The sequence below is a fragment of the Pedobacter duraquae genome (assembly GCF_004362245.1).
GTDB lineage: Bacteria > Bacteroidota > Bacteroidia > Sphingobacteriales > Sphingobacteriaceae > Pedobacter > Pedobacter duraquae.
Genome location: NZ_SNWM01000005.1, coordinates 306,247 through 329,853 on the forward strand (window position 1 = coordinate 306,247; position 23,607 = coordinate 329,853).

The following is a 23,607-nucleotide window of genomic DNA, read 5'->3' on the forward strand; positions in this document are numbered from 1 at the left end:
CTGGATTATTCCGGAGGTTTTTTATTTAAGGATGTTTAGAACCTGTAGGCAACAGTACCCATAAACGTTCTAGGCGGAATAGGATTCACACTATAGTTTTCATGAACATAATAGTTCAACTCGTCAGTGATATTTGAAACTTTGGCTAAAAACGATAATTTTTTGTAAGTATAGCCCGCCGTTAGATCAATTGTGGTAAACCCAGATACCTTAACCGGTAGCCCACGTGCGGCGTAGGGCGGTTTAAGCGTTTGGAAACCGCTGAATCTTTTGCCAGTAACAAATGCCGACGCACCTAGTTTCAAGCCTTTGACGATGCCTTCACTAAAAGTATAAAAGAGAGTTCCATTGGCTGTTGCTTTTGTACTTCCAATAACACGCTCACCTTCCGTAATTCCCGAAGCAAGGGTTTTAGTGTATCTGTAATAATTGTAACTGTATCCGGCTAGGAAATTTAACCCTTTTGCAATTTTTCCGGTTACATCTATCTCCAGCCCATCACTGGTTGTGGCTCCACTAAATTCTTTAACCGTGGCGTCAGCATTTGGCTGGCCAAATTGGTCTAATAGTGCAGTTTGTGCTAGGTTACTGTTTTTGATTTTATAAGCCGTTACGTTAAACGACATTTTACCATCCCAAAAATCATTTTTAATCCCCATTTCGTACTGATCAATGATTGATGGATCAAGTGCTGCCTTGTAGATATCTGTACCAGTATTAGAGGTAAAGTTACTGGCGTAGCTCGCATACAATGAAGTACTCTTCAAAGGTTGATAGATCAGTCCAAATTTTGGAGAAAATGCATGTTCTACCTTCGATCCTGGAAGACTGTTACTAGCCAAGGTTGTTGTGTTGTTGTCTTGGTCATAGGTCACAGCCCTCGGCATTTTTTGGAAGGTATACCTGACGCCAGCTAATACTTTAAATTTCTCTGTTAAACTAATCAAGTCCTGAACAAATGCCCCCATTCTGTAAACCGGAGTATAGGTGTTGCCAGAAATACGTGTATTAGGAATATCTTGGCGTGTATTGTAAGTGCTTGGATCAAGAATGTTGAAATTCCCATAGTTGGCACCAGTAGGCGTATCATACTTAAACGCATAGGAGGTTGTATTTGATTGATCTGCGTCTCCACCAATCAGAATCTGATGTCTAATACGGCCGGTATTGGCTATTCCAGTAAGAGTTAGTTGTTGATTGTATGTGTACTCTTGGGATTTTGATCTCGTGAGTGATCGAGGAGATATACCGGTGGCTGTTCCAACAGGTCTTTCGGCTCCGAAGTAATCGCGGTTGTAAGATTGATAAGCAACTACTGCATTTAACTTCCAGCTATCACTAAAACGATGCGTAACATTTGCTTGAGCTGTTGCAGTATTCGTATTGTTATAAGCCCACACGGTATTCAAAAATGCGCTGCGTGGAATATTCGGGATGGCGCCACCAACGGTTCCTAACCCAAAATCTGGTGTATAATCACTTTTTAAATAGTCGCCCTGAACAAGTAATTCTGTTTTTGTGCCAAGTTTAAAAAGTAATGACGGATTAATATATAAACGATCTGATTTTACGATATCACGGAAACTGTTTGCATTTTCTTTTGTTGCAATTACGCGAAAGGCAATAGTTTTTGAAATCGGGCCATAAATGTCTGCAGTTGGTTTGTAAAAATCATAGCTGCCAACGCGCATGCTTACCTCGCCACCATAGTTAAACTTCGGTTTCTTAGTTACCATATTAACAACAGCACCTCCAGTTACACCACCATACAACAAGGCAGCACTTCCCTTTAAAACTTCCACAGATTCCAAAGTGCTCGCCTCAGGAACACCGCCTGAGGAAGAACGAACACCATTTTTTAATACGTTATTTGCACCAAGGCTATATCCACGTGCAAAAAAAGATTCGTTGACGGAGCCTCTGTTCTCGCCTAAAGCAACACCATTCACATTCTTTAGTACATCGGCGAGTCTGTTAACCTGCTGATCTCTGATCACCGTACTATCCAATATCTGAACACTTTGTGGTAGATCTCGTGCAAGTATTCCGCTCTTTCCAACAGTTACTGTTTTTTGATTTGCAGACTTACGGGAGATGATCTGTATTTCTGTTAATCTGTTCGCACTTTCTGCCAAGTTAAAATCAGTATGAGTGGTTTGGCCAGCAATAACGTCAACAGTTTTCTCCTGGGTTTGCAGGCCAGTAAAACTGATCTTTAAAATGTAGTTGCCTGGTTTAAGGCCTTTGATTGTAAATTCTCCATTTTCTGAGGTAATAGTTCCCTTTTTTGTGTCTTTTATAACTACAGTTACAAAAGATGCAGGGGCACCGTCGCTTGTTTTCACGGTTCCTGATAGACTACCATTTTGATTTTGTGCGTATGCCTGTATGTTAAGCATTGTTGCAAAAATCAAAATACATGACGTTAAGTGCTTGTATAAGTTTCGCATATTGTTATTTAGATTAATTCTATTTTGCGGCAAAAGTATACATGTAGCACTAAAGTTCCAAATTCTAATACCTTTTTAATTTCTTTTAATTTGTCGACAAATTTTTGCGGTATCTCAGACATGCAAATGTTGCAGGCATAGTATATACACTAACAAAGAGGTAACCTAAAAAATTACCATAGATCAATTGAAGTGTTTAACACAAACTGTACTTTTGTCTTAACTTAAAAATCAAGAAAATGAAATTAAAAATTAATGCATTCGTTGCAATGGTAGCTATACTAGCTCTATCGGCTTTCAAACCGGTTGTTTATAACGTCGATGTAACGAAATCTTCTATTACCTGGGTTGGTAAAAAAGTAGCTGGTTCTCACAACGGAACTATTGCGATCAAATCAGGAACATTGAATGTGGACGGAAAAAACGTAACAGGTGGATCATTTGTAATTGATATGACTGCGATCAAAGATGCTGATGGTAGTGACAAATTGGAAGGTCACTTAAAAGCAGACGATTTCTTTGGTTCTGCAAAATATCCAACTTCAACTTTCGTGATCACTAAAGTTACCGGAACATCGGCAAACTTAACTGTTACAGGTAATTTGACGATCAAAGGGATCACTAAACCTTTGAGCTTCCCGGCAACTACAACTGTTAATGCTGATGGTACTGTTTCTGCTCTGGCAGGAAAAATCACTGTTGATCGCACTAAATATGATATCAGATATGGTTCTAAATCATTCTTCGATAGCATTGGAGATAAAGCAATCGATGACAACTTCGAAATCGGCGTGAAATTAGTAGCAAAGAAATAATTCCTTTACAGGATTGAAAAGCCTGCTCAATTGAGCAGGCTTTTTGCGTTTATAAACTCACGTATTCTATTTCAGTAATTTCGATGCCCTCCGGAGATTATCGGTCGACTGAAGTATTTTGTCTTTTAATTTAGGATTGTAATTCGGATGCTGCGCCAGAAATCCAGCTACTACTTGGTATGCTTCAGGACTTTGATAGCTGCCGAAAATCGAGGCCAGCCAAGATTGAGGGAAAAAGATATCGCCCGTAGCTTGTATCTCTTCTAATATGTCGAGGCTTTCACTAAGGAATTTTATGGATGTAGACTGTCTTAAGGGGTGATGCAAATAGCCGAGTCCTGTAGTAACCCAAGATTCTTTTTGTCTATTCTTTCTTTCCTTTAAGCTGTAAAAGAATCGCTCCCGTTCACCCGGATCTGCAGACAGTGCAGGTATTAAAAATGTAAGTCGATCCTTACGGTCCTGGTTATTCATACGGCCAATCTGTTGTGTTAATATGTTCGTGGCAGTATCAGTCTTTAAGGCAATCGATAAGGCCAAAGAAATATAGTCCTCCTCGGTTAGTTTTATGCCTTTCGGTGGCGACTGCAATTGCCAGATGTTATAAATATTCTTAGCGGCATTTGCACTCAGGTAAACGCTTTGATAAGCGCTAAATAATATCTTTTTATTGTTAGCCGCAGACTGTGCCTCCATTGCATTCCAGAGAATAGTTTCTAAACCGACACTTTGTTTTGCTCTGTCTTCAGGCAAGAGATATGTCCAATAGAGATTATTTATATATCCTGTTATCACCTTTAAATTCATCTCGTTTGTTTCCAGAATCAGACATTTTTTAAATAGCTCAAGTAAATCTTCAGGCTTATTCGTATTTCCAGAAAGCGTATTTTCATAAGCATTTATGTATATAGAAGCTCTTTCCAGGGCGCTGTTACGGGCAAATGCATCCTTAAACAAAAGAGGATCTTCAGGAAAAAGTCCATATCCCGTTCCGTCAGCATTAAATAAAATGTACTGTGGCTTATCTAAGCCCAACATAGAATCTATTTCCAGTGTTTGGTTCGTCATATTAACAACAATCGTACGCGTGCTGCCCGGATAAAACAATTTGAGCGTGAATGACTGTGGCCAGGTACGCTGACTTCCACTTTCTGCGACTTGCGTAATACTGAAATGGCTAATCTTATTATCTCTAATGTCCATCTTATAACTAAACACCGGACGCCCTGGTTGATTTACCCACACCTTATTCCAGGCATACAGATCCCTGCTTGTTTTTCTACTCAATATGCCGATAAGATCGTCCCAGGTTGCATTTCGAAAAGCGAAGGTGGTCAAATATTCCCTTATTCCTTGTTGAAATTTATCAGCACCCATCATAGATTCCAGCTGCCTCATCATAATGGGCGCTTTGTGGTAAATAATGTTGCCATACAGTGATCCTGCATCCTGAAGATTATCAAGTTGCTGACGAATTGGATTGGCACCTAATGTTCTGTCGACACCGTATGCCGCAGGATAGTGGTCCTGAAGAAACTTAAGATCAAATGTACTTTTGCCCATCAGCTTTTCTGTAACCTTATCAGCCATAAAATTGGCAAACACCTCTTTCATCCAAACATCGTTAAACCACTTCATCGTTACTAAATCGCCAAACCACATGTGTGCCGTCTCGTGAGAAATTAGATTGGAGCGGGAAATAAATTGGTCTTTGGTCGATCCTTCGTCTAAAAATAAACTGGATGCTTTATAATCAACTGTTCCCGGGTGTTCCATGCCGCCAAATTGAAAATCTGGAATTGCATTAAATCCCACTGATTGAAATGGGTAAGGAATGCCCGTCCATTTTTCCAAAAAGGTCAATGCATCCAAATGTGCCGTAAAGATGCTATCAACGCTATACTGTATTTTTTTGAAATCTGTCTCACGATGCAGGAAAGTCATTGGCTTATTTGAGCGTACCTGGCTTACTTTTTTGAATTTCCCTGCGGTAAATGAGAAAAGATAAGTTGGTAACTTATCTGAATTAGAAAATCTATAGGTACTGGTCATTCCGTTGTTTATAGAATCCTGCAGTTTTCCATTAGCCAATGCACTCCAGCCACTGGGTACAGTAAGGTCGAGCTTGAATCTGGCTTTGAGGTCAGGTTGATCAAAACAAGGAAACATGGTTCTTGCGTGATCTGGTACAAAAAGTGCGTATAGATAATCGTCGTTTCTGTTGAGCGAAGTGCTACCTGCAATAAATTTGATGTCGATTTTATTCCGTCCTTTAATTAGTTGCTTGCCTTCAATTACCAGGTGTTCGTGTTTCCAATTTTTACCAACCTCAGCGCCATTGATAAACAAGCTTTTTATGTCTTCAGCGTTCGATTTAAAATCCAATTGCAAAATCTCAGGAACACTCTTCAGGTCAAATTCAATCTGCTCGACGCCAATAATATCCTGACTTTTAGCAGCTGGTATTACTAAGTTTATGTTGTATTGTATATTGCTTAATAGCGCCGCGCGCGATTTTGCAAGGGAAAGAGAGACGCCGTTTTCTATAACAGCACTTTTTGAGCCAGGTTGAGCAAATGTCGACGTAGAAAAGCACAATAGGATAATTAATTTGTTTAATGATTTCATTGCAGAATATTTAATATTGTTCCATAACCCATATACACCATAATCACCACTACGCCAGCACCCGCCAGCGTTAGCCACAGGGGTTGCTTATAAGTTGAAACGATTTTGTACCGGTATGCGGCCAATAACATAACCCCAAGTGCGATTGGTAAGATAAGACCGTTAATTGCACCTACGGCAAGTAATATTTTTACTGGCTTTCCAATCAACAAAAAGATCGCACAGGAAACGAGTATAAAGATGATCGTAATCAGTCGATTGTATTTAAGTATTTTAGGATGGAAACTTTTAATAAAAGATATAGAAGTATAGGCAGAGCCTACAACAGAAGATATTCCTGCTGCCCAGATTACGAGTCCGAAAATCTTGTAACCAAGCTGTCCGCTGGCGAGCTGGAATACAGACGCGGCAGGGTTACCTGGGTCGAGCTTTGCACCAGTGCTGACCACACCTAACGCAGCTATAAACAGCAAGATCCGCATTATTGATGCAAGTCCTATAGCGCTTAGTGCCCCCTTGTTTACTGAGCGCAAATTGTCGATACCTGTTTGTCTGGCATCGAGCAGTCGATGTGCACCGGAGAACGTAATGTAACCTCCTACAGTTCCGCCCACAATAATCAGAACGGCACTAAAGCTGAATTGTGTTGGGTTAATCGAGCGAGCCGCAGCTTCTGCCAGAGGTGGGTCGCTGATGTAAGCAATAAATAGTGCGAGTCCTATCTTTAACAAGCCCATAGTTTTTGCAAACAGATCCATTGCCTTTCCAGCCTCCTTGTATACAAAGATGCCGATAGCAATCACAGCACTAATCATAGCTCCCTGCCCGGTACTGATGCCAAAAAGCACGTTCATCCCTAAACCCGCACCGGCAATGTTTCCAATATTAAACGCCAATCCTCCTAGAAACACCAGAAATGACAGGAAATAGCCTAGTCCCGGAAAAACCTGGTTTGCAATATCCTGGGCGGGTTTATCAGCAACAGCTATAATCCGCCAGATGTTGAGTTGGGCTATAGCATCAAGAACAACAGATAATAGGATCACAAAGCCAAAGCTCGCGCCCAGTTGTTCTGTAAACACAGCTGTTTGAGTTAGAAAGCCAGGCCCGATAGCCGATGAAGCCATCAAAAAGGCTGCGCCGATCAGGATACTCCAATTTGTTTTCTTTTTCATCTACGGAATGTTTCAATTGTAATTCCATTATTCTTCAATCCTAAGCTGATTGATTTAGCGAACGCTACAGCATGTGCTCCATCGCCATGAAGGCAAACCGTTTCGGCCTTCATGGTAACAATATTTTGCTGGACTGAGATAACTTGCTGATGTTTCGCCATCATCAAGACTTGATCCAGTGCCGACTGCGCATCTTCCAACAGCGCATTTTTTTGACTGCGAGGCGTAAGGGTGCCGTCATCCTGATAGCTGCGATCGGCAAATACTTCAGATGCCGAATAAAGCCCGGCGGCGTTCGCAGCCTTTATCATTTCGCTGCCAGAGAGTGCATATAGTATTAACTGAGGGTCAAAATCCTTCACTGCCTGCACAATGGCTTCTGCCAAAGCATAATCTTTTGCTGCCATATTGTAAAGTGCGCCATGTGGCTTAACATGATTTAACTTTCCCTTTGCCGCCTTTACGAACCCATGTAGTGCGCCAATTTGGTAAAGCGTAATTTGGTATGCTTCGGCAGGAGAGATTTTCAGCTCACGCCGGCCAAAACCTTGTAAGTCGGGGAGCCCCGGATGGGCGCCTACAGCAATTCCTTTTTGTATTGCCATGGATACAGTGTTTTGCATTACTGCGGGATCTCCGGCATGAAAACCACAAGCGATATTTGCCGAAGTAATATAATCCATTAGTATGGCATCTTCCGGACTTTGGTAGTTGCCAAATCCTTCGCCAAGATCGCAGTTTAAGTCAATTGTTTGCATAATCAAATTTCTACTTTAAGTTCCACCGCCCGTGTTAGTCTGGCTAGATCTCGTTCACGCCGAATGGCCAAGTCTTCCGCTTCCTGTCTGCTTATTTCAATAAATCGAAAGGTGTCTCCAGGTCTTAGTTGCGCGCATAATGGAAGGTCAACCAATGCAACCTGAGCGATACGGGGATAGCCACCCGTTGTCTGGCAATCTGCCATTAATAATATCATACCTCCATCTCCGCTAACCTGGACAGTCCCAGGACAGATTGCCGTGCTCAAAAGTTCTTGTTGTCTAACACGTTTCATCTTGGCACCACCTAATTGATAACCCATCCTATTGCTTTTTGCCCCTACTGAAAACTCTGCGCTGAGCAGATCTAATATTGATTGCGCATCAAACCAGCCAAATTCTCTTCCAGGAACTATCCGAATTTCATAAAGATGACCAGGAAGCATTTTTCTTTTTGCGATGCTCCACTTCGGATAATTGATCCGGTCACCGCATAAGAATTTTAAAAACGCTAAAGACACATCGCTGAGTTGTTTAGCATTGTTTAATAGGTCACCTTTCTTCAACACACGACCCAGGTAGCCACCAAAGCCCGCTGGAAGGTAAGTGCTTTTGCTTCCCATCACCAATGGAACATCCCAGCCTCCAGCAATTGCCAGATAGATCCGCGCACCATAGACAGCGTGGTTTATCAAAATAATGTTCCCTGCGGGGATAAATAGCGGGCGCTCCATTGGCAACGTTTCTTCGTTCACAGTTAATATTGATCCCGATCCTGCGTAAGCAATAAGGAGATCTGTTTTGGATTCAATAGCTGCATCGCCATAAGTAAATTCAATTGTAGCACAATCGTCCTGATTTCCGAGAGCTTTATTAGCTACTCTTGCGGATAACGAATCCATCGCCCCCGACTGGGGTATAGCTTCAGACAAATAACTCATACGGCCAAGATCCTGGATGGTGCTAAGTACCCCGGTTTTTAGAACCTTAATTTTCATCGTTGTGGGCTTTTAGGTACTCGAATTCTTTCATTGTGACAGGCTTAAAAACAACTTCATATCCCGACTGTAATAAGGACGGTTGCTGGCGTTCAGCGTCAAACATTCGTAATGGGGTTCTGCCAATTATCTGCCAGCCTCCTGGAGTGTCCAATGAATATATTCCTGTTTGCGCACCTGCAATCCCAACTGAGCCCGCCTTTACAATTGCACGCGGTTGTGTTTTTCTAGGCATGTTTAGTTCTGGATTCATGCCCCCTAAATATGCAAATCCAGGTACAAACCCAATCATGTGAACATAGTATGTGGCTGAGCTGTGGAATTCGATAATTTCTGCTGATGTTAGTTTTTTAGCAGTAGCAACAAGATCAAGATCCGGACCCATGGTTCCCCCGTAGCATACAGGCACTACTATCTTTGTCGGCATAACTTCATCGAGGTTAGTTTCAATTGCCAAATTTTTTAGATAGTGTGTAATTTTATCAAAATTGGATAGCCCTGGTAAACCTGCACCGAAAAGAGTCACTGGATCATAAAACACAGTTAATGATGTATATGCAGCCACAGTAGTAATCATTCCAGGGAAAGGATATCTGGAAATCGTTTCATTAAACCTTCGGATTTTGCCTGCCAAAATCAAATTAATTTCTTCCCCAAATACCACCGTTACCGCTCCTTCATTTAATGCGTATATATCGATGAATAAATTAGTCATGGGTTAGAAAGAGGTTTGGTACTTGATTTTAAAAATACAGTATGTCCATGATAATTAGTGCTGTTTTCATAATTGTTTTTTTATTTACTCGGTGATGGCGCTGTGTTTTTTAAACTTATCCTGCAGCGGATTGTTAAGCTTTAAATAGATAACTATGGAAAAATATTTGTTTGAAGGAGAAATACAAGGGCAGTATAAGTCTTTAGAGATCTATCCAAAACCTGAACTTCCAAATCAATATCTGGTACACTGGGACGGATTTCAGGTAGGTACTATAAAAAAAGAGAAAAATATCTGGCATAGTGATGATGCTTCGTTGGCCGATTTTGTTGGCGAGATTGGAGCCTTCATCGATAAGCATGAAGCGGCAATAAAAGCCGAAAAGTAAATTAAGCCCTCCCGGGTCACTATGCTGTGTAAAGCTTAAGACCTTAAATTGGTGTCAAATGATATTTGTTTAGTAGCCTTTCAAAGCAAGTACATGCCAAAATCTTGTATGATCTAACTAAAATAGTACATTTGCATAATTGATTATGTAATTAGCTATGGGAATGGATTTATTTGAAAAGACAGGTAAAATGGCATTAGGAAGTCGTCTTAGATTGCTAACCGCCAAGGTAACTGAAGATGCTGGAAATATTTATGAGCTGTATAGCGTAGAATTTTCCCCTAAATGGTTTCCGGTATTTTTTGTGTTGGCTGAAGATGGTGAAAATACGATCACAGAACTAGCCCTTGCTATAGGACATTCCCAACCGTCCGTTACAAAAATTATTCAGGAAATGACTGCGGCAGGCTTAGTTGCTGAAAATAGAAACTCATCAGACAAACGGCGGACTCTAGTGGCTTTAACCGAAAAAGGGATGTCGATTTCTGCCCGTATAAAAATCCAATGTGCCGATGTGGAGGCTGCGATTGATGGAATTATTTCAGAGGCAAAAATTAATCTGTGGGAGGCTATTCAGGAGTGGGAACAGCTTCTCAATCAAAAGTCGTTATTCAAAAGAGTGGCGGAACAAAAGAAACTACGCGAAAGTAGAGATGTTGAAATTGTGCCTTATCAAGATAAATATCAAACAGCTTTTCGCAGCCTCAATGAAGAGTGGATTTCTGCTTACTTTAAAATGGAGGCAGCAGATTACAAAGCGCTGGATCATCCAACAGAATATATTCTTAACAAAGGAGGTCAAATATTTGTAGCGCTATATAATAATGAACCCGTTGGTGTATGTGCCCTGATAAAAATGAACGATCCTGATTATGATTTCGAACTTGCCAAAATGGCTGTATCACCTAAAGTTCAGGGAAAGAACATTGGTTGGCTATTAGCCCAAAAGATCATCACAGCAGCAAAACATGCAGGTGCAGGCAATATATACCTTGAAAGTAATACCGCGTTAAAACCAGCAATTAATCTTTATCATAAACTTGGTTTTAAAAAGGTCTTTGGACGTACTACACCTTACGAACGCTGCAACATCCAAATGGAACTGAATTTGAAAGACATCGCATAATTTATGAAATTAACACTCCTAGTTTTTTTAATATTATTATCCTTGGGCACAGTCGCTCAAGATGAACAAAATCGGCGAAAAACACCCTTTGTTCTGGGATCTATCGAAACAGTACACTCAAAAATTTTAGGGGAAGACAGAGTTCTTAACATATACCTTCCTGAGGATTATAATGAGAAATTAAAGTACCCGGTTATCTATCTCCTGGATGGATCGGCGGATGAGGATTTCATTCATGTTGTTGGGATTGTTCAATTCAATACGTTTTCCTGGATCAATAGAATCCCAAAATCCATTGTAGTTGGTATCGCGAATAAACAACGCAAATATGATTTTACACCCCCTAGCAATCGTGTAGGTGATCAAAAGCTTATTCCTAAAAATGGAGGCTCCGCGCAGTTCATTGCATTCATAGAAAAAGAGTTGCAGCCTTATGTAGAAAAGCACTATAGTACGGGCCATACGAGAACAATCATCGGTCAGTCTCTGGGCGGGCTTTTGGCAACTGAAATTCTTTTTACCAAACCAGAACTATTCGACAAGTACGTCATTATCAGTCCAAGTCTTTGGTGGCAAGATGGTGCTTTACTAAAAAGTCAACCCCAGATTCTGAAGAACAGCTTTAAGCAGCATTTGGCTATCTATATTGGGGTGGGAAAGGAGGGCTCTATAGATGGCTCTACAACCCATATAATGGAGCATGACGCAAAATTATTATATCAGAAAATCAAACTAGGTCATTCCGGAACCGTAAAAGTAAATTTCAATTACTTACCCGAGGAGAACCATGCAACAGTGACTCACCAGGCAATTTTTAATGCATTCAGGACTCTATATCCAAAGAAGTAACCATTTAACATAATCTAAATCATAATCCATCAAGTTGACGGTAAATCAAAGCGTGAAAAATAGTCCCGATACACCACGGAACCGGTAACTTTTTTTCTCATCTATCGCAGCTCAATAATCAAGTCTGCCAAACTCACTATACACAAGTTGTTTCAACTCGTTATTCCTCAGGGTTCTGGAAAAGATTGTGAATAATTCGCACTTTGGCACCATCTGTGCAATTCGCAGTATACAAAATTACCAATGCTGATAATCAAGTCTCAATTTTCAATCGGTAATAAAAGAATACTATGAAGAATCCAATAAAATTTATAAATCAGAATTTTTTAATTAGAAAGGAAACAGAATTGATGCAGGGGCTAATCTTCAACAGAGTATGTCTTATTATTTTAGTAGCTATTCCATTTTCATTAATCATAAATTTATTTACCAAAATTCCATATGTTTCGGGGGGCTTGCTCTCTGGTTTCGTGGTAACTGCTTTTCTATATTATAATTCAAGGGTATTGGGCAATCTTCAAAGTAGCGTGTTCATCTTTGCGGTCGGGCTACATGTTTTACTTATCCTCAACTACTACTTCAACTCGGGGGTTGAAGGGCCCAGTCTGATGTTGTTCCTGGTTTCACTAATTTTCATTATTGCGGTGATGCCTAACAGGCACTATGCGTTTTGGGTTCCTCTAAATTTGCTTATTGCCGGCACGTTGATCGGCATAGACTATGCTTATCCAAATCTCGTAGATAACAGCTATCATAGCAGGAGGGGCTTATTTACCGATACCGGCTTTACCTATGGAGTAGCCGCAGCATGTATATCTATTGTGCTCAGCTTTATCCTGCGTAGCTATCAAAAAGAGCGAAACAAAGCTTTGCTTGCTGTAAATGAGCTTGCGGAAGCAAATGAGACAAAAACGAAACTACTCTCTATTTTGTCACACGATCTTAAAGCTCCACTCAATTCAATAGAGAATTTCCTCGAAGTGTTGGCTTCCTACGAACTCAATGAAGAAGAAAAAGCCGACATCCAGACGAAGTTGCTTACGGAAACTAAAAACACGCAAAATATGTTGGGAAACATGCTATTTTGGACCAAGGCACAAATGGAAGGTCGTATTGAGCCTAAGTTGATTGCTATTAATTTGTTGGAAACTTTAAAAGTATCTATCGCTTTACAACAGGTTGCAGCTGCAGAGAAAAATATCAAATTGAAAACGGATATCGATTCTTCACTAAGCATTTATGCTGATGTGGAGATGATTAAACTGGTGATCAGAAATCTGCTTAACAACGCTGTAAAATTTACTAATGCTGACGGGCTGATTATTTTGTCGGGGAAAGCGCAGGGAGCAGTAGCACTTATCACAGTAAAAGATAATGGGATAGGAATTTCAAAAGAAAAGCAGCAAACATTATTTTCTTTAAATTCCGGGCCTACCTATGGAACCAAAAATGAAAAAGGGGTTGGCCTTGGACTAAAGTTGTGTAAGGAATTTACAGAACTTCAGGGTGGCAAAATATCTTTTAGCAGCTCTCCATCGGGGACAATATTTACGGTAGCAATTCCATTGGGCAAAAGGCCCGTAAAGCCCGTTGTTTTAACAGATTCTGAAGCGGAAATTCAAGTGTGTGTGTAAGCGTTTTCCAGTACATTGTTTTTAAGTCTTTATTCCTTAAAGTGCTAGATTTAAAGGCGATATTTAATGCATTTTCCGTACCTTTTTTGCAACTTGAGCGGTATTAAATTTGGGAATACATATACCAGGATCTTAACTCATAAAACAAGCTGATGAACGTACTTATTGTTGAAGACGAGTTAATCGTTAGGGACGGTATCAAAATGATATTGGAAGAAAGCGAATCTATTCATGTGGCCGGCGTAGCAAAACATGGCGTTGAAGCGCTAGAAATTCTTGCCTGCGACAGCAGTATAGATATTGTACTTACCGATACTAAAATGCCGGTAATGGATGGTCGCGATCTCTGTAAAAACATCGTTCTGCAAAAGATTCCAGTTAAAGTTATTATCTTGTCTATGCTTAATGCTGAGCAGGAAGTTGTGGATGCTTTTGCTGCTGGAGCAAAGGGATACATGTTAAAGTCGGTTAATCCAGGCGAGCTGATTTATAGTCTGCAGCATGTACAAAACGGAGGAACTTATCTTTGTTCTGAATTGGCCATGAAATATTTCCACAGACTTTATTTTGGTATGCACGGCGATAGCCGCGTAATAGAACTATCTGCACGCGAAACAGAGATATTGTCGTTTCTTGCAAAAGGACTTACAAGTACAGAAATTTCCGATAAAATGTTTTTGAGCAGAAGGACTGTAGAAGGTTACCGTCAGGAGCTCATGGATAAAACAGGATCAAAAAATACCGCTGAGTTGATTCATTATGCAGCACGTAACAAGTTGATCATATAATGATATCACGTAGGTGAGGATTTGATTTACCTGTATCCTTTCTTATATTTGGCGCGTGGGCAAAGTTGTTATCTTCTTCATGTTGCCAATTTTTATCTTTAACACGTCTATTCGTGAAGTGCTGAAGACACCCCAATTGTTTTTTCATTTTACCCAACACCAGAAGCTCAATGCCAACATTGGCTTTCTGGATTTTTTGGATATGCATTATTTGGGACACGACCTCAATGATAATGATGAAGAAGAAGACATGAAATTGCCTTTCAAGAAGGTCGACAGTGCACATGTGCACATCTCTATAGGTGTTCCGACCGAAAAACTGGTGCTAATTAAAGCCTCGGTATTCCATATTCTTAATGCAGTACGTTTTTATGCCAATGTCACGCATAGTGACCCTACTGGTGGCAGTCTCTTTCGCCCCCCAATTGTAACCACGTAAAGCTGATTTTTCAATTAAGTTCAACTCATAATCTGTGGGTTGACTATTTACGTTTTTGCTTAAAAATTTGATTATGTTAAATAAGATTATTGGCTTTTCCATTAGGAATAAGCTGATCATTGCTTTATTTGTGCTCTCACTAATTGGTTGGGGAGCTTTTGAAGTAACTAAACTACCTATTGATGCCTTACCAGATATTACAGACAATCAGGTGCAGGTCATCACTGTATCTCCATCACTTGGTGCACCCGATATCGAACGACTCATTACTTTTCCAATTGAACAGGCCTGTAGTAGCATTTCAGGGCTCAAACAAATCAGAAGCTTTTCCCGATTCGGCCTGTCTCTGGTAACCATTGTGTTTAATGAAGAAACGGATGTGTATTGGGCCAGACAACAAATTGCTGAACGCCTCCAGCAGGTGCAGCAGGAAATCCCGGATGGCATCGGATCTCCGCAAATGGCTCCGGTGTCTACAGGACTCGGTGAAATTTACCAATATGTGGTTCGCCCAAAAAAGGGTTACGAAGGTAAATTTAATGCCACTGACCTGCGTACTATTCAGGATTGGATTGTTCGTCGTCAACTGTTAGGAACACCTGGAGTCGCGGAAGTTTCCAGCTTCGGCGGCAAACTCAAACAATATGAAGTCGCCGTTAGGCAGGATCAGCTCAAAGCCTACGGCATCACCATTGGTGATATCTTCACCGCACTTGAGAAAAACAACGAAAATACTGGTGGTGCCTATATTGAAAAGGGTCCCACAGTATTGTATATCAGGAGCGAGGGGCTCACTACAAGCCTGGCCGATATTGAGAAGATCGTTGTGAAAACATTGAGCAACGGGATGCCAGTACTCATGAGCCAGGTTGCTAAAGTACAGTTTGGTTCTGCCATACGTTATGGTGCCATGACCTACAATGCCCAGGGTGAGGTGGCAGGTGCTGTAGTCATGATGCTGAAAGGAGAAAACTCTTCGGTAGTCGTAAAACGGGTGAAAGATAAGGTAGCACAGATTCAGAAAATGGTTCCTGAAGGAGTGGTTATTGAGCCTTTTCTTGACCGCACCAAGATGGTAGATAATGCCATAAGTACAGTTGAAACAAACCTGATGGAGGGTGCCCTGATTGTAATCTTTGTGCTTGTGTTCTTCCTCGGAAATTTGCGTGCCGGGCTCATTGTCTCGTCTGTAATTCCCTTGTCGATGCTTTTTGCAATCATTCTGATGAACAAATTTGGTGTAGGAGGTAATTTGATGTCATTGGGAGCCATAGATTTTGGTTTAATTGTAGACGGCTCCGTAATTGTAGTAGAGGCCATCCTTCATCGTTTCTCACATAGCAATCACTTTAAAAATATAGGCCTTATTGATCAGGAACAAATGGATACTGAGGTCGAGAAATCTACTGGCTCGATGATTAAATCGGCCGTTTTCAGCCAGATCATTATCCTGATTGTCTATCTGCCTATTCTTTCGCTCGAAGGAGTAGAAGGAAAAATGTTTAAACCTATGGCCTGGACCATTGCTTTTGCAATTCTAGGTGCATTTATTCTTTCTATTACTTATGTGCCGATGATGTCCGCACTATGCTTAAATAAAACGATCAGTCATAAGAAAAATTTGACCGACAAGCTGATGGCCTGGATCGAACGACGCTATCAACCATTGCTTAGCAGGGTGCTCAATTTTCCGAAGACTATTCTTGCTGTCACACTCGTAATGTTTGCTATTGCTGTTTTTATCATGAGTGGCCTCGGAGGAGAATTTATACCGCAGTTGGAGGAAGGAGACTTTGCCGTCGAAACCAGATTGCTCACAGGAAGCAACCTGAACAACACGATAGAAACTACACAAAAAGCATCTAAGGTTTTGCTGGAGAAATTTCCAGAGGTTCAAAAGATTGTAACCAAGATTGGAAGCGCGGAGGTACCCACAGATCCCATGCCTTTTGAAGCGGGCGACATGATGGTTATCCTGAAGCCTAAGAAGGACTGGGTATCGGCACACTCATTTCCAGAGCTCAGCGCAAAAATGACTGAAGCGTTAGAAGTTGTTCCGGGAATTACAGTCGGTTTCCAATTTCCTGTCCAGATGCGTTTCAACGAGCTCATGACGGGCGCCCGACAGGACGTAGTATGTAAGATTTTTGGCGAAGATTTGGACTCACTTGCACACTATGCGCAACAACTGGGTGCTATCATCGGCACCGTTAAAGGCGCAACCAATATCTACGAAGAACAAGTAACAGGCATGCCTCAGGTGGTGATCAGGTACAACCGGGATGGAATGGCTAAATACGGCTTAAATGTAGACGATGTAAATCGCGTAGTTAACACTGCTTTTGCTGGTCAGGTTGCAGGCCAGGTTTATGAGGGAGAGAAGCGTTTTGATATGGTTGTACGCCTGGATCAGTCAGCAAGAAGGAATATCCGGGATGTTGAAGACCTTATGGTTTTAACAAAGTCTGGAAACCAAATACCGTTAAATATGGTTGCCAGCGTAAATGAGGTGGAAGGTGTCAACCAAATCCAACGGGAAGATACTAAGCGACGTATTATTGTCGGATTTAATGTTAAAGATCGTGATGTACAGTCGATCGTCGAAGAACTGCAACAAAAGACTGCCAGGGATCTTAAGTTAACCAGAGGATATACGATTTTTTATGGGGGCTCCTTTGAAAACATGACGGCTGCTAAAGCACGACTAGCTATTGTAGTGCCTATTGCATTACTGTTAATTTTCTTGTTGTTATATTTTGCTTTCAGTTCAGTTAAGCAAGGGCTATTAATTTATACAGCCATACCATTGTCGGCAATAGGAGGTATTCTTGCGCTTTGGATAAGGGATCTGCCTTTTAGCATTTCTGCAGGAGTGGGCTTCATTGCACTGTTCGGCGTCGCGGTACTTAACGGCATCCTGTTGGTGACGGAATTTAACAGACTTCAAAAACTAGGGTGGACAGATGTGAAACGTATTGTTATCCACGCTACCAAATCTAAGTTGCGTGCTGTATTGATGACAGCTCTTGTGCCATCGCTTGGTTTCATTCCAATGGCAATCAGCACTGGTGCAGGGGGCGCGGTACAAAAGCCATTGGCAACGGTTGTGATCGGCGGGTTACTCGTTTCCACCTTACTTACTTTATTCGTTTTACCGATGTTGTATGTTTTATTTGAACGTGGATTTGGATATTTCCGACCTAAAAAAGGAATCTCTTCGTTAAACTTAGGGACGTTAGTTCCTGTCTTAATCATATCCTTCCTCCATGCATCAAATCCTGTAAAGGCGCAGCAGCGTGTTAGTTTACAGGCTGCATTGGATACTGCTTTAAAAAACAACGTGTCGCTGAAAATTGCGAAAACAGAGACCAGCTACTACCAACAATTAGCTAAATCCAGTTTTGACCTTCCTAAAACGGCACTGACGTTTGATTATGGTAAGCTTAACAGTCTTGAGAATGATAATAAGTTTTCCATCGTGCAGAGTGTAGAATTCCCGTCTGTATACTCCAGACAAAAACAACTTGCTAATACCCACGCACGGATGAGCGAAATTCGTCTGAATGGTTCGCTATTTAACCTAAAGACAACACTTAAGTCAAATTATTACAACCTGCTGTTACTGCAACAAAAGCGAGAACTACTGCTTTGGGCCGATAGTCTCTATGGAGCCTTTCTGGATAGGTCTACTCAACGATTTAAATCAGGTGATGTTGATATCCTTGAATTGAGGACTGCCCAAAACCAAAAGCAGCAGGTAGAGAATCAGCTGGAATTGCTTAAAACCGATTACATGCAATTGCTGAATAGGTTTAACTACTTGTTGAATGGTGCCTTGGTAATGGAACCTGAAGCGCAAGATGTTATTTATGCCAGTTCTACACCTGTCCTGCACGAGATTGGGAATAATCCGAGTTACCAAATGAGTGAAACTCAGATAACGCTGGCTATGCAGCAACAGGCATTGGAAAAAAGCAAATTACTCCCATCTCTACTAATCGGCTATAACAACAGCAGCATTGTTGGTACCCAAACAAATAGCATGGGACTACCGCAATATTTTGATCAGCATAAACGCTTCTCATCTGTCAGTGTAGGTTTGGGGATTCCCTTATTTTACGGCGCGCAGCATGCCAGGATCAAAGCTTCCGCTATCGGCGTAGAGCAAAAGAGGCAAGAGCTGGAACTCAGCCGTAAAACCCTTACGCAAGAATTGGCAAATGCTGTTCAGCGCTATCAACAGCTAACTAAACTGATCAGTTCCTACCGTCAGGTGAGCCTTAGCAACGCCGACGATATCATCAGAACAGCAACATTAAAGCTCAATGCCGGCGAAATAGCCTACCTGGATTGGGTTATCCTCATTAATCAATCCATCCAGTTGAGGGCAGAATATTATGATAAAGTTATGCAGTTTAATGAAGCAGCATTTGAAATCGAGCGAATTACAGCCATAGATAAATAACAAAAATGAAGAAAGTATATATAAGCGGGCTGTTTTGCCTTGCGCTATTGATTGCCTGTGGCAGTCCAGATAAAACAGAAGAAAATGTCGCCAATGAAAAACCAGTGGCAACAGAGACCAATGACGTTCAACTTACAGCTGCACAGGTAAAGAATGCAGGAATTGAAATTGGAGCACTGGAAGCTAAGAACATACATAAGACTATTCATGTAAATGGCGTTGTAGATGTTCCACCAGAAAATACTTATTCGGTGAGTGTACCCTTAGGTGGATACGTTCGGCAAATGACCTTAATTCCGGGGATGTATGTTAAAAAAGGATCAGTATTGGCTGTGGTTGAAGATCAGCAATATATTCAGTTGCAGCAGGACTATCTGACCGCAAAAAATAGGCTTAAGTTTACTGCCGACGATTATACCAGACAAAAGGGGCTTAACCAAACCAAAGCTACCAGCGATAAAATCTTTCAGCAGGTAGAAAGTGATTTCAATAATCAGAAAGTATCAGTTAATGGGCTGGCAGAAAAGCTGCGTTTAATAGGCATTAATCCGGCGTCACTTAATGAACATAACATTACCAGAAACATCAGGGTATATGCGCCTATTAGTGGATATATTACTGAGGTCAATACCAATACTGGCAAATATGCTAATCCTACAGATGTACTTTTTGAAGTAATTAATCCCGGCGGCTATCATGTAAACCTCACTGTTTTCGAAGGAGATGCGGCGAATCTCAGAGTGGGGCAGGAGATTACCTGCAGTACTTCGTCAAATCCTAATAAAAGATACATTGCCAAAGTACATCTCATTAAGCCAAGCATTGCTGATGACAGGACTACCAGTGTACACTGTGATCTTGAAGGTGGAGACGATCTGCTGCCTGGGACATTCCTGAATGCAACAATATCTCTTGCTGCAAGCTCTGCAGATGCTGCGCCGGATGAAGCGATTGTAAAATGGGAGAACAAAAATTATGTATTCGCTGCGTTAGGGAATAACAACTATAAGATGATTCCTGTAGAAACGGGTACCAGCCTGGATGGCTTTACCGAAATAAAAACTAGTGAAAAATTGGGTAATATCGTGGTCAAGAATGCCTATGCAGTTTTGATGAAGATGAAAAATGCCGGAGAATAGAGTCGTTGTTTTAATTGTCCTTGCTGCTCAGTAGCAAGGACAATAATTAAATTCTATAACGCTTTTTTAGCAGTCCAGCTGCCTGCGACTTCATATTTCACATTGTTGATTGTGCCGGCTTCCTTAAACGTACCCGTTGCAACATCACCACTAACCGTACCTGTAGCAGTAATTACGCCAGTACCGGAGTTTGTCGTTACCGTAATTTTATTACTCACAACACTGCCTTTAAAATTGACAATCTTATTGTCTGTAGTCTTGAGCATTCCCGTCAATGAGGTGTCTCCTTTAAGTACAAAGTTGAAATTGCTGGAAGTTGTTCCGGTGGTAAATGTACCTTCATAGGATTTGGTTAAACTGGACGACTGCTCTTTTAAAATAGCAACAGCAACAGTATGTCCTGGAACGGTTATCGAAATTACCGGATTAGTACCTGCAGCACTTACAGAAAATACAACTTTCCAGTCTCCCGATGTGAAAGTCGCATTGGTTACTGCCTGGCCGCTCGCCCAGCTTCCCAAATCTGTAGTTGTTAATGTTCTTGAAACACCGTCAAACACCATGTAGGCTACTTTAGTATCACCAACCAATACCACTTTTAAAGATCCGGTAGAACCAATTAAAGTGCCTTTGTATACTCCGCCGCTTTTAGCATCGTTGGCGCTGCTGGCAACAACTGTAGCTGCATCAACTTTTTCTGTTTTTATCTCATCTTCTGTATCGTCCTCTTTGGTACACGAATAAACGAAGATAGATGCCAATATCCCTAATGGCATGATTACTTTAAATAATGATGTTTTCATAATTCCCCGATAATTTTTTCTGTAAAAATAGTCGGGCTTTAAACGCTGTGCAATACCCATAAATAGGTATTGTTTAGGACTTTAAGTATTTAATCGTTTGGAGTAAGCCACTTCCTTAATATACCTATAACTAGGTATTTTTTTTCTCCATCACCTATGCTATTTTTAAGCCTTCCGGGTATTCAGTGCGTTAACAAAATGTCAGTTAAAAAATTTGAAGAGGCAAAAAAAATATGGCATGGAATAGCAAAGCATGTTGATCATAACCATGAAGCATTAGAACTTGAGTTTTATAAGCAACTCCTAAACATATTTCATATTGGGCCACATTATTACTTTATCTTCAATTGTGCTACTGCCAAGATCGAATACACCAGTGATGCTGTGAAAGATATTCTCGGTTATCAAAACACAGAGTTCACAATTGATCTTTTACTAAACTTGATACATCCAGACGATCTGCCATATTTCATGGCTTTCGAAAACAGGGTTACCCAATTTTTCAACGCCCTACCACCAGATAAAATTTTAAACTACAAAGTGAGTTACGACTACCGTATGCGCCGTAAAGATGGGAGTTACGTTAGACTGCTTCAACAAGCTACCACCATCCAGAGCGATGAAAGGGGGGCGGTAATCAGGGTTCTGGACGTCCACACAGACATTAGTCATTTAAACAAGCCACAAGGATCCACGCTGTCATTTATCGGGCTTGCAGGCGAACCGAGCTACCATCACGTATGCTCCAGTTTTTTTGCTTTACAAATACAAAAAGATATTTTAACCAGACGTGAAAAGCAAGTGCTAAAGCACATCATTCAGGGTAAGACAAGTCAGGAAATAGCTGCGGAATTGTTTATTAGTATACTGACGGTGAATGAACACCGAAAAAAATTATTGAAGAAAACAGACTCTGCATCTACAGTAGAATTAACAATTAAAGCAGTGCAGCAAAACTGGGTTGATTAGATTTTTTTTAACTCCGCAACCATCTTCTTTGCCGAGTCCAGCGTAGGATCCAGTTTTAAAGCAATGACATAGTTTTCCAATGCCTTACTTTTATCTCCCTGCACATAATATGCTTCACCTAAGCTGTCATACATATTTCCCGAATTTGGAAACAACCTGGTATTTAATGTGAATACTGAAATCGCATCAGCCACTTTCTTTTTGTTCAAAAAATAATAGCCTACTTCATTCAGTGTACCCTCTTCTGCGAAGGCATATTTATCTGAAAAGTCAGATTTTGTCTGGTTGTATAGGGCTATCGTCTGTTGTCCAGTTAAATTTTCAAATTGTGCCTGAAAATCATTGATGAAGGACCGCTTTAAATTAGCGTACGGTTTACCCGCTAAAATAGAAAAAACCGATCTGTTTATTGTGCCCAAATTATTTTGTTTATTATTGGTCATCAAAATAACCGTTATTCCCTTAGCTGCATCGCTGGTTAATAGTGCCTGGTAATTTTTTGCAGTGCCATCATGACTGTGCTTTACCAATTTATTTCCTTCCATGGTGCCATGCCCAAGGCCAGTTTGGTTATCACCAGAAAATGCGATGCAAAGTTCCCTTGTTGCTGCCGGAGAGATCAGTCGGAAGCTATTGAGGACTTCAGACCACTTGTAAAACTCCAATAGATTCAACGCAGGCCAACCAGCAATTTCATAAGTCATGTTATCCTGTTTTTTTTGGTCATTGTAGGATTTGGCCACCAATTCTACAGTTTCCCCAGGATTAAATACAGCATGAGTAATGCCGCAGGGAATAAACATCTTTTCCTGTACAAAAGATTCATAGCTCATCCCACTAATACGTTCGATAATTCTACGCTGCAAGAAAACGTCATTATTGTTATACGCATACTTCGTTCCTGGTTCAAAATCAAGTGTCGTTACCACTTTTAAATTATTCAAATTATCTGCATCACCCTTGGTATTGCGCCAAACACTCTGGGGCACCCCACTCGTGTATTGCAGCAGATTCCTGATTTTTATTCTTTCCGCCCAGCCGGGCAGTTCTGGTAAATACTTAGCTACGTGATCATCGAGACTCAGCTTCCCTTGTTCTTTCAATATCATGATAGCTACAGCATTAAACTCTTTGGCAATAGAGCCAATATGAAGACGATAATCCGCAGTAAGTCTCGTTTGCTCGGTCGCATCCGTCCAACCGATTGTTTTTTGATAAATTATTTTACCTTTTTCAGCTACCAGTAAATTGCCTTTAAAAACACCAAGGTCATATGCCTTTGCCAACAGCGTATCCAACTGTTTTAGATTTCGACGATTTTGCGCGTAACCCAAAGTTGCAGTTGACAAGCAGATAAAGAATAATGAAATAGTAAAAGGTCTGGTCATGATTGTGATGTTGTTCACCATAAGACGTTGCATATACAGATAAGTTGCAGATTGATCTATAAAAAAATAACCTCATTTAA

The 23,607-nt window shown here is 40.9% G+C and carries 18 protein-coding genes; 10 read left to right on the forward strand and 8 right to left on the reverse strand.

Annotation, left to right across the window (positions count from 1 at the left end; genetic code table 11):
- Positions 1-35: 35 nt before the first annotated feature.
- Positions 36-2,399, reverse strand: coding sequence for a TonB-dependent receptor (locus CLV32_RS19205; RefSeq protein ID WP_243732361.1), 2,364 nt, complete (start codon positions 2,397-2,399; stop codon positions 36-38).
- A 290-nt stretch (positions 2,400-2,689) separates the two neighbouring features.
- Here CLV32_RS19205 and CLV32_RS19210 point away from each other — a divergent pair, with 290 nt between their 5' ends.
- Positions 2,690-3,265, forward strand: a complete 576-nt coding sequence (locus CLV32_RS19210; RefSeq protein WP_133558575.1) for a YceI family protein — start codon at positions 2,690-2,692, stop codon at positions 3,263-3,265.
- Between the two features lie 66 nt (positions 3,266-3,331).
- Here CLV32_RS19210 and CLV32_RS19215 read toward each other — a convergent pair whose 3' ends face one another.
- Genes CLV32_RS19215 through pxpB form a run of 5 tightly spaced genes read right to left on the reverse strand, consistent with a single transcriptional unit; the run spans position 3,332 to position 9,539 of the window.
- Positions 3,332-5,893, reverse strand: a complete 2,562-nt coding sequence (locus CLV32_RS19215) for a M1 family metallopeptidase (protein WP_133558576.1) — start codon at positions 5,891-5,893, stop codon at positions 3,332-3,334.
- Positions 5,890-7,068 (reverse strand): NRAMP family divalent metal transporter, encoded by a 1,179-nt coding sequence (locus CLV32_RS19220; protein ID WP_133558577.1) that lies wholly within the window; start codon positions 7,066-7,068, stop codon positions 5,890-5,892. Before CLV32_RS19220 ends, CLV32_RS19215 begins: the two co-directional genes overlap by 4 nt.
- On the reverse strand, positions 7,065-7,826 hold the full coding sequence (locus CLV32_RS19225) for a LamB/YcsF family protein (RefSeq protein ID WP_133558578.1): 762 nt from the start codon (positions 7,824-7,826) through the stop codon (positions 7,065-7,067). Before CLV32_RS19225 ends, CLV32_RS19220 begins: the two co-directional genes overlap by 4 nt.
- Positions 7,827-7,828: 2 nt before the next feature.
- Complete coding sequence (locus CLV32_RS19230; protein WP_133558579.1) at positions 7,829-8,824, reverse strand: 5-oxoprolinase subunit C family protein; 996 nt, start codon at positions 8,822-8,824, stop codon at positions 7,829-7,831.
- Positions 8,814-9,539 (reverse strand): 5-oxoprolinase subunit PxpB, encoded by a 726-nt coding sequence (gene pxpB, locus CLV32_RS19235; RefSeq protein WP_133558580.1) that lies wholly within the window; start codon positions 9,537-9,539, stop codon positions 8,814-8,816. The genes CLV32_RS19230 and pxpB overlap by 11 nt, the downstream gene beginning before the upstream one ends.
- Positions 9,540-9,693: 154 nt before the next feature.
- Between pxpB and CLV32_RS19240 the strand changes: the two genes are divergently transcribed.
- From CLV32_RS19240 to CLV32_RS19275, 8 genes are all read left to right on the forward strand, one after another.
- Positions 9,694-9,927, forward strand: coding sequence for a hypothetical protein (locus CLV32_RS19240; RefSeq protein ID WP_133558581.1), 234 nt, complete (start codon positions 9,694-9,696; stop codon positions 9,925-9,927).
- Positions 9,928-10,090: 163 nt separating this feature from the next.
- Entirely contained in the window at positions 10,091-11,053 is a 963-nt protein-coding gene (locus CLV32_RS19245) for a bifunctional helix-turn-helix transcriptional regulator/GNAT family N-acetyltransferase (RefSeq protein WP_133558582.1), read from the forward strand.
- Positions 11,054-11,056: 3 nt separating this feature from the next.
- Positions 11,057-11,902: an alpha/beta hydrolase gene (locus tag CLV32_RS19250; protein ID WP_133558583.1), complete on the forward strand. Its 846-nt coding sequence runs from the start codon at positions 11,057-11,059 to the stop codon at positions 11,900-11,902.
- 290 nt (positions 11,903-12,192) lie between these two features.
- Complete coding sequence (locus CLV32_RS19255) at positions 12,193-13,536, forward strand: sensor histidine kinase (protein WP_133558584.1); 1,344 nt, start codon at positions 12,193-12,195, stop codon at positions 13,534-13,536.
- A gap of 152 nt (positions 13,537-13,688) precedes the next feature.
- A complete protein-coding gene (locus CLV32_RS19260; protein WP_133558585.1) occupies positions 13,689-14,324 on the forward strand; it encodes a response regulator transcription factor in 636 nt (211 codons plus the stop codon).
- A gap of 55 nt (positions 14,325-14,379) precedes the next feature.
- On the forward strand, positions 14,380-14,763 hold the full coding sequence (locus CLV32_RS19265; protein ID WP_133558586.1) for a hypothetical protein: 384 nt from the start codon (positions 14,380-14,382) through the stop codon (positions 14,761-14,763).
- 73 nt (positions 14,764-14,836) lie between these two features.
- Entirely contained in the window at positions 14,837-19,228 is a 4,392-nt protein-coding gene (locus tag CLV32_RS19270) for a CusA/CzcA family heavy metal efflux RND transporter (protein WP_133558587.1), read from the forward strand.
- Positions 19,229-19,233: 5 nt separating this feature from the next.
- Complete coding sequence (locus CLV32_RS19275; RefSeq protein WP_133558588.1) at positions 19,234-20,367, forward strand: efflux RND transporter periplasmic adaptor subunit; 1,134 nt, start codon at positions 19,234-19,236, stop codon at positions 20,365-20,367.
- A 53-nt stretch (positions 20,368-20,420) separates the two neighbouring features.
- On the opposite strand, the gene CLV32_RS19280 is transcribed toward CLV32_RS19275, so the two are convergent.
- Positions 20,421-21,170 carry a hypothetical protein gene (locus tag CLV32_RS19280; RefSeq protein ID WP_133558589.1) on the reverse strand — a complete coding sequence of 250 codons (750 nt, stop codon included), beginning with the start codon at positions 21,168-21,170 and terminating at the stop codon, positions 20,421-20,423.
- A 198-nt stretch (positions 21,171-21,368) separates the two neighbouring features.
- On the opposite strand from CLV32_RS19280, the gene CLV32_RS23380 reads away from it, so the two are divergent.
- A complete protein-coding gene (locus tag CLV32_RS23380; RefSeq protein ID WP_243732362.1) occupies positions 21,369-22,139 on the forward strand; it encodes a LuxR C-terminal-related transcriptional regulator in 771 nt (256 codons plus the stop codon).
- Here the strand turns inward: CLV32_RS23380 and CLV32_RS19290 are convergent.
- The gene (locus CLV32_RS19290) at positions 22,136-23,560 is read right to left on the reverse strand and encodes a serine hydrolase (protein ID WP_133558591.1); all 1,425 of its coding nucleotides are present in this window, start codon (positions 23,558-23,560) and stop codon (positions 22,136-22,138) included. The two genes, CLV32_RS23380 and CLV32_RS19290, sit on opposite strands and share 4 nt — an antisense overlap.
- Positions 23,561-23,607: the final 47 nt, after the last annotated feature.

Bases quoted from the DNA above. Each gene is read 5' to 3' on its own strand.
- CLV32_RS19205 (WP_243732361.1), bottom strand. From the start codon at position 2,399: ATGCTTAACATACAGGCATACGCACAAAATCAAAATGGTAGTCTATCA.
- CLV32_RS19210 (WP_133558575.1), top strand. From the start codon at position 2,690: ATGAAATTAAAAATTAATGCATTCGTTGCAATGGTAGCTATACTAGCT.
- CLV32_RS19215 (WP_133558576.1), bottom strand. From the start codon at position 5,893: ATGAAATCATTAAACAAATTAATTATCCTATTGTGCTTTTCTACGTCG.
- CLV32_RS19220 (WP_133558577.1), bottom strand. From the start codon at position 7,068: ATGAAAAAGAAAACAAATTGGAGTATCCTGATCGGCGCAGCCTTTTTG.
- CLV32_RS19225 (WP_133558578.1), bottom strand. From the start codon at position 7,826: ATGCAAACAATTGACTTAAACTGCGATCTTGGCGAAGGATTTGGCAAC.
- CLV32_RS19230 (WP_133558579.1), bottom strand. From the start codon at position 8,824: ATGAAAATTAAGGTTCTAAAAACCGGGGTACTTAGCACCATCCAGGAT.
- pxpB (WP_133558580.1), bottom strand. From the start codon at position 9,539: ATGACTAATTTATTCATCGATATATACGCATTAAATGAAGGAGCGGTA.
- CLV32_RS19240 (WP_133558581.1), top strand. From the start codon at position 9,694: ATGGAAAAATATTTGTTTGAAGGAGAAATACAAGGGCAGTATAAGTCT.
- CLV32_RS19245 (WP_133558582.1), top strand. From the start codon at position 10,091: ATGGATTTATTTGAAAAGACAGGTAAAATGGCATTAGGAAGTCGTCTT.
- CLV32_RS19250 (WP_133558583.1), top strand. From the start codon at position 11,057: ATGAAATTAACACTCCTAGTTTTTTTAATATTATTATCCTTGGGCACA.
- CLV32_RS19255 (WP_133558584.1), top strand. From the start codon at position 12,193: ATGAAGAATCCAATAAAATTTATAAATCAGAATTTTTTAATTAGAAAG.
- CLV32_RS19260 (WP_133558585.1), top strand. From the start codon at position 13,689: ATGAACGTACTTATTGTTGAAGACGAGTTAATCGTTAGGGACGGTATC.
- CLV32_RS19270 (WP_133558587.1), top strand. From the start codon at position 14,837: ATGTTAAATAAGATTATTGGCTTTTCCATTAGGAATAAGCTGATCATT.
- CLV32_RS19275 (WP_133558588.1), top strand. From the start codon at position 19,234: ATGAAGAAAGTATATATAAGCGGGCTGTTTTGCCTTGCGCTATTGATT.
- CLV32_RS19280 (WP_133558589.1), bottom strand. From the start codon at position 21,170: ATGAAAACATCATTATTTAAAGTAATCATGCCATTAGGGATATTGGCA.
- CLV32_RS23380 (WP_243732362.1), top strand. From the start codon at position 21,369: ATGTCAGTTAAAAAATTTGAAGAGGCAAAAAAAATATGGCATGGAATA.
- CLV32_RS19290 (WP_133558591.1), bottom strand. From the start codon at position 23,560: ATGCAACGTCTTATGGTGAACAACATCACAATCATGACCAGACCTTTT.